Origin of the sequence: Faecalibacterium butyricigenerans, assembly GCF_020687345.1 — a bacterium.
Classification (GTDB): Bacteria; Bacillota; Clostridia; order Oscillospirales; family Ruminococcaceae; genus Faecalibacterium; species Faecalibacterium butyricigenerans.
Map to the genome: position 1 here is coordinate 55,952 of NZ_JAJEQL010000002.1, position 15,140 is coordinate 71,091.

Here is a 15,140-nt window from a genome sequence, read left to right on the forward strand (position 1 = left end):
TAGTTGTATGTCGTAGCGTTATTATACCACAATTATTTTATAATGTAAATCATTCTCTTCCATATGGGCGTAACATTGTGCCGGTCTCGAAGTCGTAGAAGGGCAGGCGGTTGGATTCCCGCATGGAAAAATACTCATTTTCCGCGATGATGATGTGGTCGCGCAGGCGTATCTTCACCAGCCCCAGCGCACGGACGATGTTTTCTGTGGCGGCAAGGTCTTCCCGGGAGGGCAGCGGCACACCGTTCGGGTGATTATGGCAGAGCACAACACTCTCCGTCCCGCCTCGGAGCGCCGCCGAGACAACATCCTTCACCTCCAGACCCACCATCCGGCTGTTCCCTTCTTTCAGCCAGCAGACTCCCTTTACCCGGCTGCGGCTGTCCAGCGAGAGGAGCAGGACCCTCTCCTGCCTTGCCCCGGCGAAGCGGGGCTTCAGGTAAGTCACCAGCCGCTCGGTGGTCGTCAGCGCACCCTCGGCACTGGTGCGGTCGTGCTCATAGTATCGGCTCACCTCGGGCAGGAGATGCAGCATCCGGGCGCTGGCCGGGCCGATGCCCGCCACACTGCACAGCTCTTCTTCGCTGGCCTCCAGCACCCCGGTAAAGCTGCCAAACCGTTCCAGCAGTGCGTGGGCGATGCCGTTGGTGTCCCGGCGGGCGTTGGTGATGTAGAGCAGGTATTCCAGCACTTCGTGGGGTGCGAGGCTTTCCAGCCCGTACTGTTCCACCCGGGTGCGCATCCGCTGTCGGTGTCCCTCGTGGCTTATGTTCTGTCCCGCCATAGCTGTGCTCCTTTGCATTGCAGTCGTTTCTTTTATAGTACCCCATTTTCAGCAAAAGACAAGAGCCGACCGAAAATATTCTGCGTTGACTTCATGGGGAGAGTAGATTATTATAAGGTAGAAGCAGCCCTCTCAGTCTCATCGCAGGCTCCTCTCCAGCTTCCCTTGTAGGGGGGCTTCGGCAAAAAGACAAACGACATCTTTTCAGAAAACAAAAAAGGATATGCTTTTATGAAACAATACACTGCCACCGCCAACGACGAGGGCGTCCGCCTCTCCCGCTTTGTCCAGAGCGTGACCCGCGACTTCCCTACCAGCCTCTTATACAAGAGCTTCCGCAACAAGCGCATCAAGGTCAACGGCAAAAAGGGTGCGCCCGAAGACCGTATCAAGGCCGGCGACCTCATCGAGCTGTACATCAACGACGAGTTCTTCCCGCCGGAGGGTGCAAAGCCTGCCCATAAACCTGTCCCCAAGAAACAGCAGAACCAGCCCAAGGTGACGGTCATCTACGAGGATGAGAACATCGCCGTCCTCTACAAGCCCACCCACCTGCTCTGCCACAGCGACCGCACCGGCGACGCGAATCTCGTGGACGCATTTACCCAGTATCTGGCCCAAAAAGGCGAGTACGACCCGCAGGGCGAGAACCGCTTCAAGCCCGGCATCTGCAACCGCCTCGACCGGGGCACCGAGGGCCTCGTCATCGCGGCCAAGAGCTACGCCGCCCTCCGGGACATGAACGAGATCATCCGCACCGACCTGCTCAAAAAAGAGTATTACACCATTACCGTGGGCATCCCCCAAAGCGGACGATTCACCGCGTGGTGGGAGCACGACGAAAAGAACAACAAGGTGAGCATCCACGCCCACCAGTCACAGGACGAGCGCCGCAAGCAGATCATCACCGATGTGGATGTGCTGCGGACGGCAGGCCCCTTCGCCCTCTGCCGCATCGGCCTCATCACCGGCCGCACCCATCAGATCCGTGCCCATCTGGCCTATCTGGGCAAGCCGGTGCTGGGCGACATCAAATACGGCAACCGGAAGATGAACGAGCGCACCGGCACCAAGACGCAGGCCCTCTGCGCCGTCCGTATCAGCTTCCTCGACATCCCTGAGGAAAATACCCTCCACTACCTCTCCGGCAAGGTCATCAAACTGAAAGAACCGCAGATCGTAAAGCAGTTCGACGCGCTGGATAAAAATAAGCAGGCCCCCGCCGAGGAGAAGTAAGATGGAAAAAGTCGATAGGACCCACTGGGAGCGGGCTGAATTGTTCGAGTTTTTCTCCGCTGTTTCCCACCCTTTTTACAGCGTCACCTTCCGGGTGGATGCAACAAACCTTTACCGCTATGTCAAGGAGCGGCATTTGTCGTTTTATTACGCGATGGGGTATCTCGTGACGGACGCCGTGAACAGTGTGAAGAATTTCCGCTACGCCATCCGGGACGGCGAGGTGTGGCTGCTGGATGAGCGCATTCCCAGTCTGACCGACCTGAAACCCGGCAGTGAGCAGTTTCACATCGTCACCCTGCCAAAAGTCGGTGGCATTGCGGAGTTCTGTGCCTCCGCACAGGCGAGAAGCGCTGCCCAGAAGACCCTTCTTGACCAGGACGAAGAGAACGACAACCTCATCTATATCTCCTGCACACCGTGGTTTGATTTGACCGGCTGCACCAACGAGCGGGATTTTGACCGGGACGACAACATCCCCCGCATCACATGGGGCAGATATGGCGAGGAAAATGGCCGCAAGAAATTGGGGATGTCGGTGGAGGTCAATCACCGCTTCATCGACGGTCTCCATCTGGGGAAATTCTACGAGAAACTACAGGCCGACATCAACGCACTATAAGGAAGCATTCTGATGTATCCTGACCGCAAGACCGCCGAGGCCCTTTTGACAGAGGCCGAGCCGCACAACCCCGGCCCGTGGGGCGACCACAGCCGCACAGCAGCCCACTGCGCCGAGGCCATCGCCGCCGCCTGCGGACTGGACGCGGACAAGGCCTATGTGTTGGGCCTCCTCCACGACATCGGGCGCCGGTACGGTAAGCGGCATCTCGGCCACGTCGTGGACGGCTGCCGCTATATGCTCTCGCTGGGGTACGACGAGGTGGCTCGGGTCTGCCTGAGCCACTCCTTCAACAACCAGTCGCTGGAGGATTACGTCGGCAATCGAGACACCAGCCCCGAAGAAACGGCGCTCATTGAAAACCTCCTTGCAACAATGGTCTACGACGAATACGACCGCCTGATTCAGCTTTGCGACTCGCTGGCCGGAGCTGACGGCGTAATGGACATCATCGAGCGGATGGAGGATGTCCGTCGCCGCTATGGCGATTATCCGCAGAACAAGTGGGACATCAACCTCGCCATCAAGGCGCATTTTGAGGCGCTTGCCGGGCGTGACATCTACGACATCGTGGGCCAGCCCACGGCCCATAAGTAAGCCAGATTAAATTGGAAGGGATGTTTTTATGGGGTTCTTTTCTTCTCTATTCAACACTTTTTTCTCTTCATCCAGTTCCCAAAAAACCGTTTCTTATTCTAAATCATCACCAAATAAATTTGATGACGATAACGATTATTACGATTCTTATCCTCAGCTTTATTCCGATTTATCTGACTGCAATCTTAACTACTCCGATTATACCTTTTCTGGGAAGTTTACCAAAACCGGAAGAATGCGCACTAAACGCCATATCCGGATTTTCAAAGATGAAGATGTATTATACAGTATTATTAAATTAGGATATGAACAGCCCATAACCTATTCCCGTGAAATTCCATCTTCTCCAAGCACAGCTCAACTAGATTATCTCTATGATCTCGCGCTAGATCACGGTAATTCTGTTCCAGCTGTTTTGTCTTTTTATGATGCATCCGCTTTGATTTCCAGATATGTCGATCATGATAGGATTCCTAATCCAGAGCTTTTTCATTTTGCTGATGAAATGCACATTAGTGTTTCTTACTATAGTGGAAAACGAATGCTATACGATATTGTTTTCGCACAGTTAGATGAGCTGAACCGTACAGCATTTTTTATTTTCTGTGTATATCGCGACATCGATCATTCAGTCAGTGGAAATTTAAATCGTTGCCGTTATAAAGATCTTTTTTATTCTTTTGCCGAATCCGTGAAGGATGATTCAAAATTTCATAAATCTCTTGATGAGAATTATTATGGCGCTGATTTGCGTTTTTTTGGTTCCAAATATTCCCAATCACTTGGTTATTCACTTTCCGGTGGAAGTAAACGCACCTACGCGTATAAGCAAGCCAAAGAATTTCTTATTTCTCATGGTCTAATATAAATTCAATATTTTACAGGAGTCACACATTATGCGCAAGCCCCGCATCATCTTTTTCGACATCGACGGTACTCTCATCGACATGGAGAAAAAGCGCATCACCAAGCCGACTTTAGACGCTCTGCGCCGCTTACAGCAAAACGGCATCCTGCTGGCCATCGCCACCGGGCGTTCCCCGCTCATTGTGCCGAGATTCGACGGCGTGGAGTTCGACGTCTTTCTTACCTACAACGGCTCCTACTGCTACGACCGCCGCGGAGATATTTTTGCCAGCCCCATCCCGCCGCAGGATGTGCAGACCATCCTCAAAAATGCGGCTGCTCTGGGGCGGCCCGTTTCGGTCGCGGGCCGGACGCAGCTGCTCTCCAACGGCACAGACGACGATCTGACGGCTTATTATGCCATCGGCGGACGAGCGCCGGTCATTTCCGATAAGTTCGATGAAGTCTCCCGAGGTGAAGTTTTCCAGCTGCTGATGGGCTGCCGCGAGCGGGACTGGCCTGCCATCCTCAAGGGCACCACCGGCGCAAAGATCGCCGCGTGGTGGGACAGGGCCGTAGACATCATCCCCACCTCGGGCGGCAAGGGCGCAGGCATCCGGAAGGTACTGGCCCACTACGGCCTGACAAAGGAAGATGCCATGGCCTTCGGCGATGGGAACAACGATATAGAAATGTTTCAGGCCGTCGGCCACAGTGTGGCCATGGGCAACGCTTCTGCCGATTTGAAAGCCATCGCCAGCGAGGTCTGCGGCACCTGTGCAGAGGATGGTATTTACCACTACTGCAAAGAAAATGGTTTGATTTAAGAAAACAAAAAGAGGCCGCTGTGTTCAACCTCTCCGTCACGGCTTCGCCGTGCCACCTCCCCTACCGAGGGGAGGCTTTGGCATGGCAGAAAGCCCAATCTCTTCGCCAGAGGCTCCCCCTCGGTAGGGGAGCTGTCGAACGAAGTGAGACTGAGAGGTTGCTTTTACAGCGGCCTCTTTTTTGCTATTTACTTTTCTTCTCGTTCCGCCTTTTCGGCCTCCTGCTGCTGACGCAGCTTTTTGATGCGCTTTTTCTCGCTCTCAACACGAGGCCATGGCCACGAAAAGCCCTCGTTCTCTTTGCACCAGCGAGTGAGCGGATAGAACGCGAAAGCCAGCCCGAACAGGTACAGCAGGACGTACAGCAGGCCCGAAAGCGTTACCAGTGCGTCCAGTGCACCGATGAGGGCCATAAGAAAGCCCGCCTTCAGGAAGAAAAGTCCGTTCTGACGGCAGTACTCGGGGAAATTTTCAGCCTTGACGGCCTGACGGCCCTGATCGCCCCAGACCCGGGGATTTTTCATGACCGAATACCCGTAAAAGACCAGCATCAGGCCACAGGTGAGTTGGAATCCAAAAAACATCTGCGTCGTTCCTCGCTTTATTCTGGTGTAATGGTCTCAGAAGACCGCTTAGTCGTCGTACTCGCCCAGCAGCGGCTTCATGAAGGGCAGGAAGTCCAGCGTTGCAAAGTAATCGCGGGGGGTCTCGGCGCGGCGGATGAGACGGTGGGAGCCGTCCTCGCAGAGCAGGACTTCGGCGCTGCGCAGCTTGCCGTTGTAGTTGTAGCCCATCGCAGAGCCGTGTGCACCGGTGTCGTGGATATACACGATGTCGCCGATGTCGATCTTGGGCAGCATCCGGTCGATGGCAAACTTGTCGTTGTTCTCGCACAGGCCGCCCACTACGTCATACTTGTGGTCGCAGGGGGCATTCTCCTTGCCCAGCACCGTGATGTGATGGTAAGCGCCGTACATGGCGGGGCGCATCAGGTTGGCCGCACAGGCGTCCAGACCGATGTACTCCTTGTAGATGTGCTTCTCGTGGATGGCAGTTGCCACCAGCGCGCCGTAGGGGCCGGTGGTGAAGCGGCCCATCTCGGTGAAGATGGCGACATCGCCCATCCCGGCAGGGACCAGGATCTCCTCGAATTTCTTACGGACACCCTCGCCGATGGCCATGATGTCGTTCTCAGTCTGCTCAGGACGGTACGGGATGCCCACGCCGCCGGACAGGTTGATGTAGGCGATGTGGACGCCGGTGGCCTTCTGGACGCGAACCGCCAGCTGGAACAGGATCGCGGCCAGCTCGGGGTAGTAGGCGTCCGAAATGGTGTTGGAAGCGAGGAAGGCGTGGATGCCGAAGTTCTTTGCTCCCTTTGCAGCCAGCTTCTTGTAGCTGTCGATCATCTGTTCCTCGGTCATGCCGTACTTGGCATCACCGGGCTTGTCCATGACCTGAAAGCCCTCCTTGCTCTCGCCCAGCTGGAAGGTGCCGCCCGGATTGTAGCGGCAGAAGATGTTCTCCGGCACACCGGCCACCCGGTCGAGGAAGTCCACCATCGTGGCGTCGTCGAGGTTGATATAAGCGCCCAGCTCGTAGGCCTTCTTCATATCCTCCACGGGGGTCTGGTTGGAGGAGAACATGATGTCGCTGCCGCTGAAGCCGCACACCTCACTGAGCATCAGCTCGGTCAGGGAAGAGCAGTCCACGCCGCAGCCCTCTTCCTTCAGGATCTGGAGGATGACGGGGTTGGGCAGAGCCTTGACCGCGAAATACTCGCGGAAGCCCTTATTCCAGCTGAAGGCTTTGTTGATGCGGCGGGCGTTCTCCCGGATGCCTTTCTCGTCGTAGACGTGGAAGGGGGTGGGCACGTCCTGAATGATGTCCTGAGCCATCGACTCAGTCAAAAACGGTTTCTTTTCCATGATATACATCCCTCTCATATATTTTTACACAGCCGAATGCCGTGCAGCCAGCAGTTCACAGCTTGAGGTTCTCTCGGGTGGGGGTAAAGGTAGGCACCATCTTGGCCAGCTGGGCCACGACGTTGTCGTCGTTGTGCTCGGCGGCGGCAGACAGCTCCTGAAGCTGCTGATAGAACTCGCCAAGGTCGATGTTCCGGGGCGGAGCCACGAAGATCTTATTGTGGCCGGTACGGCGCATCTTGTCCTGTTCCTCGTCCATCATCAGCTCTTCGTAGAGCTTCTCGCCGGGGCGGAGACCCACGATCTTGATGTCCATATTCACGCCCGGCTCATAGCCGTAGAAACGAATGAGCTGCTTTGCGAGGTCCATGATCTTGACCGGCTCACCCATATCCAGCACATAGATGCTGCCGCTCTCAGCCAATGCGCCGGCCTGCAGCACCAGCTGCGCGGCCTCCGGGATGGTCATGAAATAGCGCTCGATGTTGGGGTCAGTCAGGGTGACGGGGCCGCCCTTTTTGATCTGCGCCTCGAACAGCGGGATGACGCTGCCGTGGCTGCCCAGCACGTTGCCGAAGCGGACGGCCACGCACTTCATGTCGGTGTTGCCCGCGAAGGTCTGGATGAGCATCTCGCACAGGCGCTTGGTGCAGCCCATGACGCTGGTGGGGTTGACGGCCTTATCGGTGGAAAGCTGCACCAGCCGCTCCACGCCGTGCTCGCTGGCGCTGACCAGCAGGTTCTTGGTGCCGAAGACGTTGTTCTTGACGGCCTCGGCGGGGCTGATCTCCATGAGCGGGACGTGCTTGTGGGCCGCGGCGTGGAACACCACCGTGGGGTGGTAGGTCTCAAAGACCTCGTCCAGACGGGCCTTGTCCCGGATGGAACCCACCAGCACTGTGATGGGCACATCGCGGCCATACTTCTGCTGCAGTTCCATCTGCAGCTCGTAGGCGCAGTTCTCGTAAATATCGAAGATGAGCAGCTTCGCGGGTTTGAAGCGCATGACCTGACGGCAAAGCTCGCTGCCGATACTGCCGCCGCCGCCCGTCACCAGCACGGTCTTGCCGGTGAGGTAGCCCGAGATCCGGGCCGTGTCCAGCGTGACCTCCTCACGGGAGAGGAAGTCGGCAGTATTCAGCTCTCGGAACGCCCCCTGCTGGGGTGCACCTGCCCCCACAAGCTGGGGGTCGCTGAGCATCTGCACCGCACAGTGGGTGGAGACGCAGAGGTCGATGACATGGTTCAGGCGGCTGCCCCGCAGGGTCGGGATGGCAATGATGATGGTGTGGATGCTGTAACGGGTGCACAGGTCGGGGATCTCCTCCAGCGTGCCCTTCACCGGGACGCCGTGGATGGTCTGGCCCAGCTTGGCGGGGTCATCGTCCACCGCCACCACCGGGTGGCCGTAGCTGCCGTTGCTCTTGCAGACGTTGATGGCCCACGCACCGGCCTCGCCCGCGCCCACGATCATCACAGGGCGGTTGGGGTCTTTGCTGGTGTTGCCCCGCAGCCGCTCGCCCAACGGGTGGTTCAGGAAGAGCCGCCACGCCAGACGGCTCCCGCCGACGAGCAGGAAGATGAGCACCGAAGCCATCGCGTTGGCCGAGTTGAAGAGCACGCCATGGATGAAGCAGCGGTTGACCAGATACACCACGACCGTCGGGGCAGCGATCATCCCAGCCAGACGGATGAGATCCCGCTCTCCGGCGTATTTCCAGAGGATGGTGTAGAGCCTCCCGCCCAAGAAGCTGAGCAGATAGACCGCCACGATCCACGGCAGGTTCGCGTAGAGCAGGGCACGGTTGTGAGGCCACCATGAGGCCTCGACTGCGCCGTCTGCGCGGAGCAGGAGCGCAAAATAAAAGCTGAAGGCTACGATGGCTGCGTCCAGCACCACCAAAAAGGCCCGGCGGGCCAGCACCTGCAGCATACTTGTTTTCTTTTCCTTCACAGAAAGTCCTCTTTTGCATCAGGGCCGGTGTCGGAGAGACGCCAGCCGCCGTTTTTTCGACCCAAGGGCCTATCGCCCCATCGTATCTGTATCATTATACTCGATTCTTCTCCCCATGTCCAGCGCTTTTGTGTCTTCTCTCCCCTGCCGCCACGTCCCGCAGCTCCTCGCCGAGGCCCAGCGGCCATGCCGCCGCAAAGCAGACCAGCGTCATCCCCGCACCGCCCAGCGCCACCGCCGCCAGCTGCGCGGGCACTCCTCTCGCCAGCCATGGGGTCAGAAGCTTCCGCAGCACCAGCCCCGCTCCGGCACCGGCCGTCCCCGCAAGACCCGGTGCCCCCAGCCACCGCCACAGTCGCAGCGGCAGGCCGCAGCTGGACAGCAGCCGCCCGGTGTTGGCGGCGCAGGTGTAGAGGCTGGACAGCAGGATCACGAAGAGAAACCCCTTCATCCCGAACCGGGGCAGCAGGAGCACCACCCCCGCGATGCGGAGGCAGGAGTCCCACATACTGTACCGGAAGACGGCTTTCTGCTCTCCCATCCCCTTCATCGCGCCGTCCACCATGCTCTCGAGGTACATCAGCGGCATGGCCGGGCCGAGGATGACGAGATAGCTGCCCGCCTCCGCGCTGCCGTAGAGTGCCTCGGCCAGCGGCTGTCCCCACACCCAGAATGCCGCCCCCGCCAGCGCCGAAAAATAGCCTGTGAGCCGTAGCATCCGGTCGATGAGGACGGAGAGCCGCCTGCTCTGCCCCCGGAGATGGGCTTGGGTGATCTCGGGCATCAGGAGGACGGACAGACTCCCCAGCAGCCCGAAGGGAAAGGTCAGCAGGGGCAGGGCCATCCCTTTCAGGTTTCCGTACTGGGTCACAGCCTCAGCACGCCCGCCGGAGCATTGCAGATAGACCGCAAGACAGGCTGGGACCAACATATTCTCGGCGGTGTGGAGGGCACTGGCGAGACATCGCCCGCCCTCCACCGGCCAGAGGATGTCCCAGAGCCGCCTCCCCGGGTCATGGGGACGCTGTGCAGGCTGTGAGCCGAAGCAGCGGCGGGCCTCCCGGCAGTAGAACAGGGCCATCAGACCGGTGCTGACGGCCTCGCTGGCCGCCGTTGCGCCCAGCACTGCCGTACAGCGCTGCCCTGCATCCCATCCGAGAGCGTCGGCCCGGCCCAGCGCGGCCCAGACGATGCCGATGCGGACGGTCTGCTCAGCCAGCTGGCTCAGGACATTCGGCTCGACCCGCCGCCGGGCGATGAAAAAGCCCCGCAGCACCGACGACACCGCCATCCACGGCAGACCCAGCGACGAGACGCGCAATGCCCCCGCCGCCCGAGCATCTCCCAGCCACCACCGTGCGGCGAGGCCGGCCAGACCGAACTGTGCCGCCAGCGCCGCCACCCCCAGCCCAGCCCCCGCCAGCAGAAGACGGCGCAGCATCCCCCGGGCCTCGGCCGGGCTTCGGGCCAGCTCTTCGGCCATCAGGCGGGTGGCCGCCACCGATACGCCTGCCGTCGCCAGCGTGACGAAAAGCGAGTAGACCGCCAGCACCAGCTGATACAGCCCCATCCCCTCGCCGCCCAGCGCGTTCGCCAGCCAGATGCGCAGCCCCATCCCTGCCAGCCGGAGCAGGACATCTGCTCCGGTCATCAGGGCCGCGTTTTTCAGATAGCTCTTCCCCACTGCGCCCCCTCCCTTTCCTGCTCGTATCCTTTTATAGGTATGCACGCCGCTCTGGGAAATATGAGCGGCGGCGTGGGTTGTTTCTTTCCCAGTTTTATGATATGATACATATTGAATCTGGCGGAGCGTTTTCTGCCAGACAGGATCTAAGAATGCAAGGAGGAAGCGCACCCCGGTACCACGGCCGTGCGCAATGAGACAATGAGCGAAGAATGTACCCATGACTGCTCCAACTGCGGGGCAGCGTGTTCTTCCCGCAATGCTGCACCCCAGCATGACGCCCCCAACCCGCACAGCCGGGTCAAGAAGGTCATCGGCGTCGTGTCCGGCAAGGGCGGCGTCGGCAAGAGCATGACCAGCGCCCTGCTGGCCTGCGCCATGGCACGCCGCGGCTACCACTGCGGCATCCTCGACGCCGACATCACCGGCCCGTCCATCCCGAAGCTGTTCGGCATCCATGGCCGCGCCATGGCGGACGACAAGGGCTGCTGGCCCATCCAGAGCCGGATGGGCATCGACGTCATGAGCATCAACCTGCTGGTGGAGAACGAAGAGGACCCCGTCGTCTGGCGCGGCCCCGTCATCGCCGGTGCGGTCAAGCAGTTCTGGACCGATGTGGTCTGGAAGGACGTCGATTTCCTGTTCGTGGACATGCCTCCGGGAACGGGCGATGTGCCCCTGACCGTCTTCCAGAGCCTGCCTGTGGACGGCATCGTCGTCGTGGCAAGCCCGCAGGAGCTGGTAAGCATGATCGTCGCCAAGGCTGTGAACATGGCCGAGATGATGAAGGTGCCTATGCTGGGCATCGTCGAGAACATGAGCTACATCGTCTGCCCCGACTGCGGCAAGCACATCAATGTGTTCGGCGACAGCCATGTGGACGAGGTGGCCGCAAAGCATCACCTGCCCGTGCTGGCCAAGTGCCCCATCGACCCCCAGCTGGCCGCGCTGTCCGACGCCGGCATGATCGAGACCTACGGCGGACAGTTCCTCGAGGGTGCCGCTGACGCCTGCGAGAAGCTGCTGAAGTAAGACTTATCCCCCTGCACCGCCCTTCCCGGGCCGGTGCAGGGGGATTTTTATTCTTTCGCAAAATCATGCGTTATCGCCGCTTTTTGAAGCACCTGTTCTTTTTTGTGAAGTATGTTCATCTTTTCCGTAGCTTTTTTGAAAGATTTTCCAGCTTTTGCAGGGCGGGCCATCTTGTAAATCGGCGGATAAAGCTTTATAATAACGAAGTGTGCTGAGGTTCGCTGTCCTCGCCGCGGAAACGGGAGAGCCGGAGCCTCATGATAGAGCTACACGATAGAGTTAAGGGAAAAGGAGTATCTTACTATGCTGACGAATGAATATCTGAAGCGTGTCTACGAGGGCCTCGAGAAGCGCAATGCCAACGAGCCTGAGTTCCTGCAGGCTGTCCGTGAGGTGCTGGAGAGCATCCAGCCCGTCGTGGAGAAGCACCCCGAGTACGAGAAGGCCGGCCTCATCGAGCGTCTGGTCGAGCCGGAGCGCATCATCTCCTTCCGTGTGCCTTGGGTCGATGATCAGGGCAAGGTTCAGGTGAACCGCGGCTACCGCGTCCAGTTCAACAGCGCCATCGGCCCCTACAAGGGCGGCCTGCGCTTCCACCCCTCTGTCAATCAGGGCATCCTGAAGTTCCTCGGCTTTGAGCAGACCTTCAAGAACAGCCTGACCACCCTGCCCATGGGCGGCGGCAAGGGCGGCTCTGACTTCGACCCCCACGGCAAGAGCGACATGGAAGTCATGCGCTTCTGCCAGAGCTTCATGACCGAGCTGTACCGCCACATCGGCCAGTTCGTGGACTGCCCCGCCGGTGACATCGGCGTCGGCGGCCGCGAGGTCGGCTATATGTTCGGCCAGTACAAGCGCCTGACCAACAGTTTTCAGGGCGGTATGCTCACCGGCAAGGGCCTGACCTTCGGCGGCTCTCTGGCCCGTACCGAGGCCACCGGCTACGGCCTGTGCTACTTCACCGCTGAGGCCCTGAAGTGTATGCGCAACGACAGCTTCGAGGGCAAGACCGTGGTCATCTCCGGCTCCGGCAATGTCGCCATCTACGCCTGCGAGAAGGCCACCCAGCTGGGTGCCAAGGTCGTCACCATGTCCGACTCCAACGGCTATGTCTACGACCCCAACGGCATCGATCTGGCCTACGTCAAGGATCTGAAGGAAGTCCGCCGCGGCCGCATCAAGGAGTACGCTGAGACCCACAAGGATGCGACCTATGTTGCTGACTGCACCAAGGTCTGGACTGTCCCCTGCGACATCGCCCTGCCCTGCGCTACCCAGAACGAGATCAACAAGGAGTCCGCAGAGGCTCTGGTGAAGGGCGGCTGCACCGTGGTCTGCGAGGGCGCTAACATGCCCAGCACTCCCGAGGCCATCGAGGTCTATCTGTCCAACGGCGTTCTGTACGGACCCGCAAAGGCTTCCAACGCCGGCGGCGTGGCTACCTCCGGTCTGGAGATGAGCCAGAACTCCGAGCGTCTGAGCTGGACCTTTGAGGAGGTCGATGCAAAGCTGAAGGGCATCATGGAGGGCATCTTCCACGCTTCCTACGATGCATCCGTGGCCGCCGGCTCCGAGGGCAACCTGATGGTCGGTGCAAACTGCGCCGGCTTCCTGAAGGTCGCCACCGCTATGATGGCTCAGGGCATCACCTACTAAGCTTTTCCCCAAAAAACAGCAAGGGCCGCATCCGCGAGGGTGCGGCTTTTTTTGGTTTGCCCCGCCTGCCTGCATAACCGTCTGCCGCCCCGCTCATACTCCTTTCATCAAACGAAAAGAGGTTTTTGCATGGACGAAATGATGTTCTGTTATCAATGCGAGCAGGCGGCAAACTGCACGGCCTGCACCGGAAAAGCGGGTGTCTGCGGCAAATCAGCCGAGACAGCCGACGCGCAGGACAAGCTCACCGGGGCACTCATCGGCTTTGCCACCCTGCTGCTGGACATCGGCAGACCCATCCGGCCCCCGCAGGCACTCCTGCTGACGGAAGGATTGTTCACCACCATCACCAATGTTGATTTCGACCCCCAGACGGTGGCGCAGCTGACCGATAAGGTCTGGAAGGCCAAGCAGGAAGCCTTTGCCTCGGCCAGCCCTGCACCTGCACCAGTGTCCGACTACGATATGCAGAAGCTGTGGCAGGAGCCGGACCCCGACCGGAAGAGCCTGTGCTCCTTTGTCCTCTTTGGGCTGCGCGGCATGGCAGCTTACTCCTACCACGCGCGGGTGCTGGGTTATACCGATGGCGAGATCGACCTGTTTTTCTGCACGGCGCTGCGGGCCATCGCACAGGAGCGGGACAAGGACAAGCTCTTCCAGCTGGTGGAGGACACCGGGCGGATGGCCTACCGGGTCATGGCTGAGCTGGACAAGGCCAACACCGGCGCGTTTGGCGACCCGGAGCCGGTGGAGGTGTCCCTGACCATCGAGAAAGGGCCTTTCATCGTCATCTCCGGCCACGACCTCTACGACGCCAAGTGCCTGTTGGAGCAGACCGAGGGCAAGGGCATCAATGTCTACACCCACTCCGAGATGCTGCCTGCCCACGGCTACCCGGAGCTGAAAAAGCGCTTTCCTCATCTGAAAGGCAACTTTGGCACCGCATGGCAGAACCAGCAGCGGGAGTTTGAGGACATCCCTGCACCGGTGCTCTTCACCACCAACTGCATCATGCCCCTCCGGCCCAGCTATGCCGACCGGGTATTCACCACCTCTGTCGTCTCCTATCCCGGCGTCACCCACATCGGGGAGGACCGGGATTTTTCGCCGGTCATTGCCAAGGCGCTTGAGCTGGGCGGCTACCCAGAGGACACCCTCATCCCGGGCATGAACGGCGGCAGTGTGGTCGCCACCGGCTTTGCCCACCATGCCGTATTGAGCCATGCGGAGGAGATCGTCCAAGCCGTCCACGAGGGTGCCATCCGGCACTTTTTCCTCATCGGCGGCTGCGACGGCACCCGCCCCTCCCGCCGGTACTACACGGATTTTGCCAAGCTGACCCCGCCCGACACCGTCATCCTGACGCTGGCCTGCGGCAAGTTCCGGCTCAACGACCTGCCGCTGGGTACGGTGGCGGGTCTGCCCCGCATCCTCGACGTGGGCCAGTGCAACGACGCCTACAGTGCCATCCGGATCGCGCTGGGTCTGGCCGAAGCTTTTGACTGCTCGGTCAACGAGCTGCCCCTCTCCATCATCCTCTGCTGGTTCGAGCAGAAGGCGGTCTGTGTGCTGATGGCCCTGCTGGCGCTGGGCATCCGGGGCATCCGTCTCGGCCCCACCCTGCCCGCCTTCCTCTCCCCCGGGGTGGCCGCTGTTTTGCAGGAGAAGTATGACCTCCGGCCCATCACCACGCCGGAGGACGATCTTGCCGCCTGTCTGGGCCGGCACTGAGCCGGAAAAGGCATACTATTTCCTACTCTGCGTGTCTGTTTTTCACAAGAAGAACCGTCGCCGTGTACCCAGCTTTGGTGCAGCTGTCACTTGAATCTATTTCAACACCTTTGTATAATAGTGTTGTTATCCGGAACAAGGGCGTTCCAGATGTGTCTTTGCCGACCCATCTGGGACGCCTTTTCTTTTTATCGGCACAGAGGGGCGCTGCGGATTGTGCCGCAGCACTGCTAGGATAAACCC

At 59.5% G+C, this 15,140-nt stretch carries 13 protein-coding genes; 8 read left to right on the forward strand and 5 right to left on the reverse strand.

Annotated elements, in window-relative coordinates; all coding sequences use genetic code 11:
• Positions 1-49: 49 nt before the first annotated feature.
• A complete protein-coding gene (locus tag LKD23_RS01305; protein WP_227620004.1) occupies positions 50-784 on the reverse strand; it encodes a JAB domain-containing protein in 735 nt (244 codons plus the stop codon).
• A 231-nt stretch (positions 785-1,015) separates the two neighbouring features.
• Between LKD23_RS01305 and LKD23_RS01310 the strand changes: the two genes are divergently transcribed.
• The 5 genes from LKD23_RS01310 to LKD23_RS01330 are packed head-to-tail and all read left to right on the forward strand — an operon-like array spanning position 1,016 to position 4,912.
• On the forward strand, positions 1,016-2,020 hold the full coding sequence (locus tag LKD23_RS01310) for an RluA family pseudouridine synthase (protein WP_227620005.1): 1,005 nt from the start codon (positions 1,016-1,018) through the stop codon (positions 2,018-2,020).
• Position 2,021: 1 nt separating this feature from the next.
• Positions 2,022-2,642, forward strand: coding sequence for a CatA-like O-acetyltransferase (locus LKD23_RS01315; RefSeq protein ID WP_227620006.1), 621 nt, complete (start codon positions 2,022-2,024; stop codon positions 2,640-2,642).
• Positions 2,643-2,654: 12 nt separating this feature from the next.
• Entirely contained in the window at positions 2,655-3,239 is a 585-nt protein-coding gene (locus tag LKD23_RS01320) for an HD domain-containing protein (RefSeq protein WP_227620007.1), read from the forward strand.
• Between the two features lie 28 nt (positions 3,240-3,267).
• Positions 3,268-4,107: a hypothetical protein gene (locus LKD23_RS01325; protein ID WP_227620008.1), complete on the forward strand. Its 840-nt coding sequence runs from the start codon at positions 3,268-3,270 to the stop codon at positions 4,105-4,107.
• Between the two features lie 28 nt (positions 4,108-4,135).
• Positions 4,136-4,912, forward strand: coding sequence for a Cof-type HAD-IIB family hydrolase (locus LKD23_RS01330; protein ID WP_227620009.1), 777 nt, complete (start codon positions 4,136-4,138; stop codon positions 4,910-4,912).
• Positions 4,913-5,100: 188 nt separating this feature from the next.
• Here the strand turns inward: LKD23_RS01330 and LKD23_RS01335 are convergent, their stop codons facing one another.
• The 4 genes from LKD23_RS01335 to LKD23_RS01350 form a co-directional block, all read right to left on the reverse strand.
• Positions 5,101-5,496 (reverse strand): hypothetical protein, encoded by a 396-nt coding sequence (locus LKD23_RS01335; RefSeq protein ID WP_227620010.1) that lies wholly within the window; start codon positions 5,494-5,496, stop codon positions 5,101-5,103.
• 48 nt (positions 5,497-5,544) lie between these two features.
• Positions 5,545-6,840: a diaminopimelate decarboxylase gene (locus LKD23_RS01340; RefSeq protein WP_227620011.1), complete on the reverse strand. Its 1,296-nt coding sequence runs from the start codon at positions 6,838-6,840 to the stop codon at positions 5,545-5,547.
• Positions 6,841-6,895: 55 nt separating this feature from the next.
• Positions 6,896-8,794: a polysaccharide biosynthesis protein gene (locus LKD23_RS01345; protein ID WP_227620012.1), complete on the reverse strand. Its 1,899-nt coding sequence runs from the start codon at positions 8,792-8,794 to the stop codon at positions 6,896-6,898.
• 94 nt (positions 8,795-8,888) lie between these two features.
• Entirely contained in the window at positions 8,889-10,478 is a 1,590-nt protein-coding gene (locus tag LKD23_RS01350) for an oligosaccharide flippase family protein (protein WP_227620013.1), read from the reverse strand.
• A 201-nt stretch (positions 10,479-10,679) separates the two neighbouring features.
• Between LKD23_RS01350 and LKD23_RS01355 the strand changes: the two genes are divergently transcribed.
• The 3 genes from LKD23_RS01355 (at position 10,680) to hcp (ending at position 14,897) form a co-directional block, all read left to right on the forward strand.
• Positions 10,680-11,510 (forward strand): Mrp/NBP35 family ATP-binding protein, encoded by an 831-nt coding sequence (locus LKD23_RS01355; RefSeq protein ID WP_227620079.1) that lies wholly within the window; start codon positions 10,680-10,682, stop codon positions 11,508-11,510.
• Between the two features lie 303 nt (positions 11,511-11,813).
• Positions 11,814-13,166, forward strand: coding sequence for an NADP-specific glutamate dehydrogenase (gdhA, locus tag LKD23_RS01360; RefSeq protein ID WP_227620014.1), 1,353 nt, complete (start codon positions 11,814-11,816; stop codon positions 13,164-13,166).
• 129 nt (positions 13,167-13,295) lie between these two features.
• The gene (gene hcp / locus LKD23_RS01365; RefSeq protein ID WP_158397159.1) at positions 13,296-14,897 is read left to right on the forward strand and encodes a hydroxylamine reductase; all 1,602 of its coding nucleotides are present in this window, start codon (positions 13,296-13,298) and stop codon (positions 14,895-14,897) included.
• Positions 14,898-15,140 lie beyond the last annotated feature (243 nt).

What these genes read in the sequence shown, in the direction of transcription:
- LKD23_RS01305 (WP_227620004.1), bottom strand. Translation starts at nt 784, where the DNA reads ATGGCGGGACAGAACATAAGCCACGAGGGACACCGACAGCGGATGCGC.
- LKD23_RS01310 (WP_227620005.1), top strand. Translation starts at nt 1,016, where the DNA reads ATGAAACAATACACTGCCACCGCCAACGACGAGGGCGTCCGCCTCTCC.
- LKD23_RS01315 (WP_227620006.1), top strand. Translation starts at nt 2,022, where the DNA reads ATGGAAAAAGTCGATAGGACCCACTGGGAGCGGGCTGAATTGTTCGAG.
- LKD23_RS01320 (WP_227620007.1), top strand. Translation starts at nt 2,655, where the DNA reads ATGTATCCTGACCGCAAGACCGCCGAGGCCCTTTTGACAGAGGCCGAG.
- LKD23_RS01325 (WP_227620008.1), top strand. Translation starts at nt 3,268, where the DNA reads ATGGGGTTCTTTTCTTCTCTATTCAACACTTTTTTCTCTTCATCCAGT.
- LKD23_RS01330 (WP_227620009.1), top strand. Translation starts at nt 4,136, where the DNA reads ATGCGCAAGCCCCGCATCATCTTTTTCGACATCGACGGTACTCTCATC.
- LKD23_RS01335 (WP_227620010.1), bottom strand. Translation starts at nt 5,496, where the DNA reads ATGTTTTTTGGATTCCAACTCACCTGTGGCCTGATGCTGGTCTTTTAC.
- LKD23_RS01340 (WP_227620011.1), bottom strand. Translation starts at nt 6,840, where the DNA reads ATGGAAAAGAAACCGTTTTTGACTGAGTCGATGGCTCAGGACATCATT.
- LKD23_RS01355 (WP_227620079.1), top strand. Translation starts at nt 10,680, where the DNA reads ATGAGCGAAGAATGTACCCATGACTGCTCCAACTGCGGGGCAGCGTGT.
- gdhA (WP_227620014.1), top strand. Translation starts at nt 11,814, where the DNA reads ATGCTGACGAATGAATATCTGAAGCGTGTCTACGAGGGCCTCGAGAAG.
- hcp (WP_158397159.1), top strand. Translation starts at nt 13,296, where the DNA reads ATGGACGAAATGATGTTCTGTTATCAATGCGAGCAGGCGGCAAACTGC.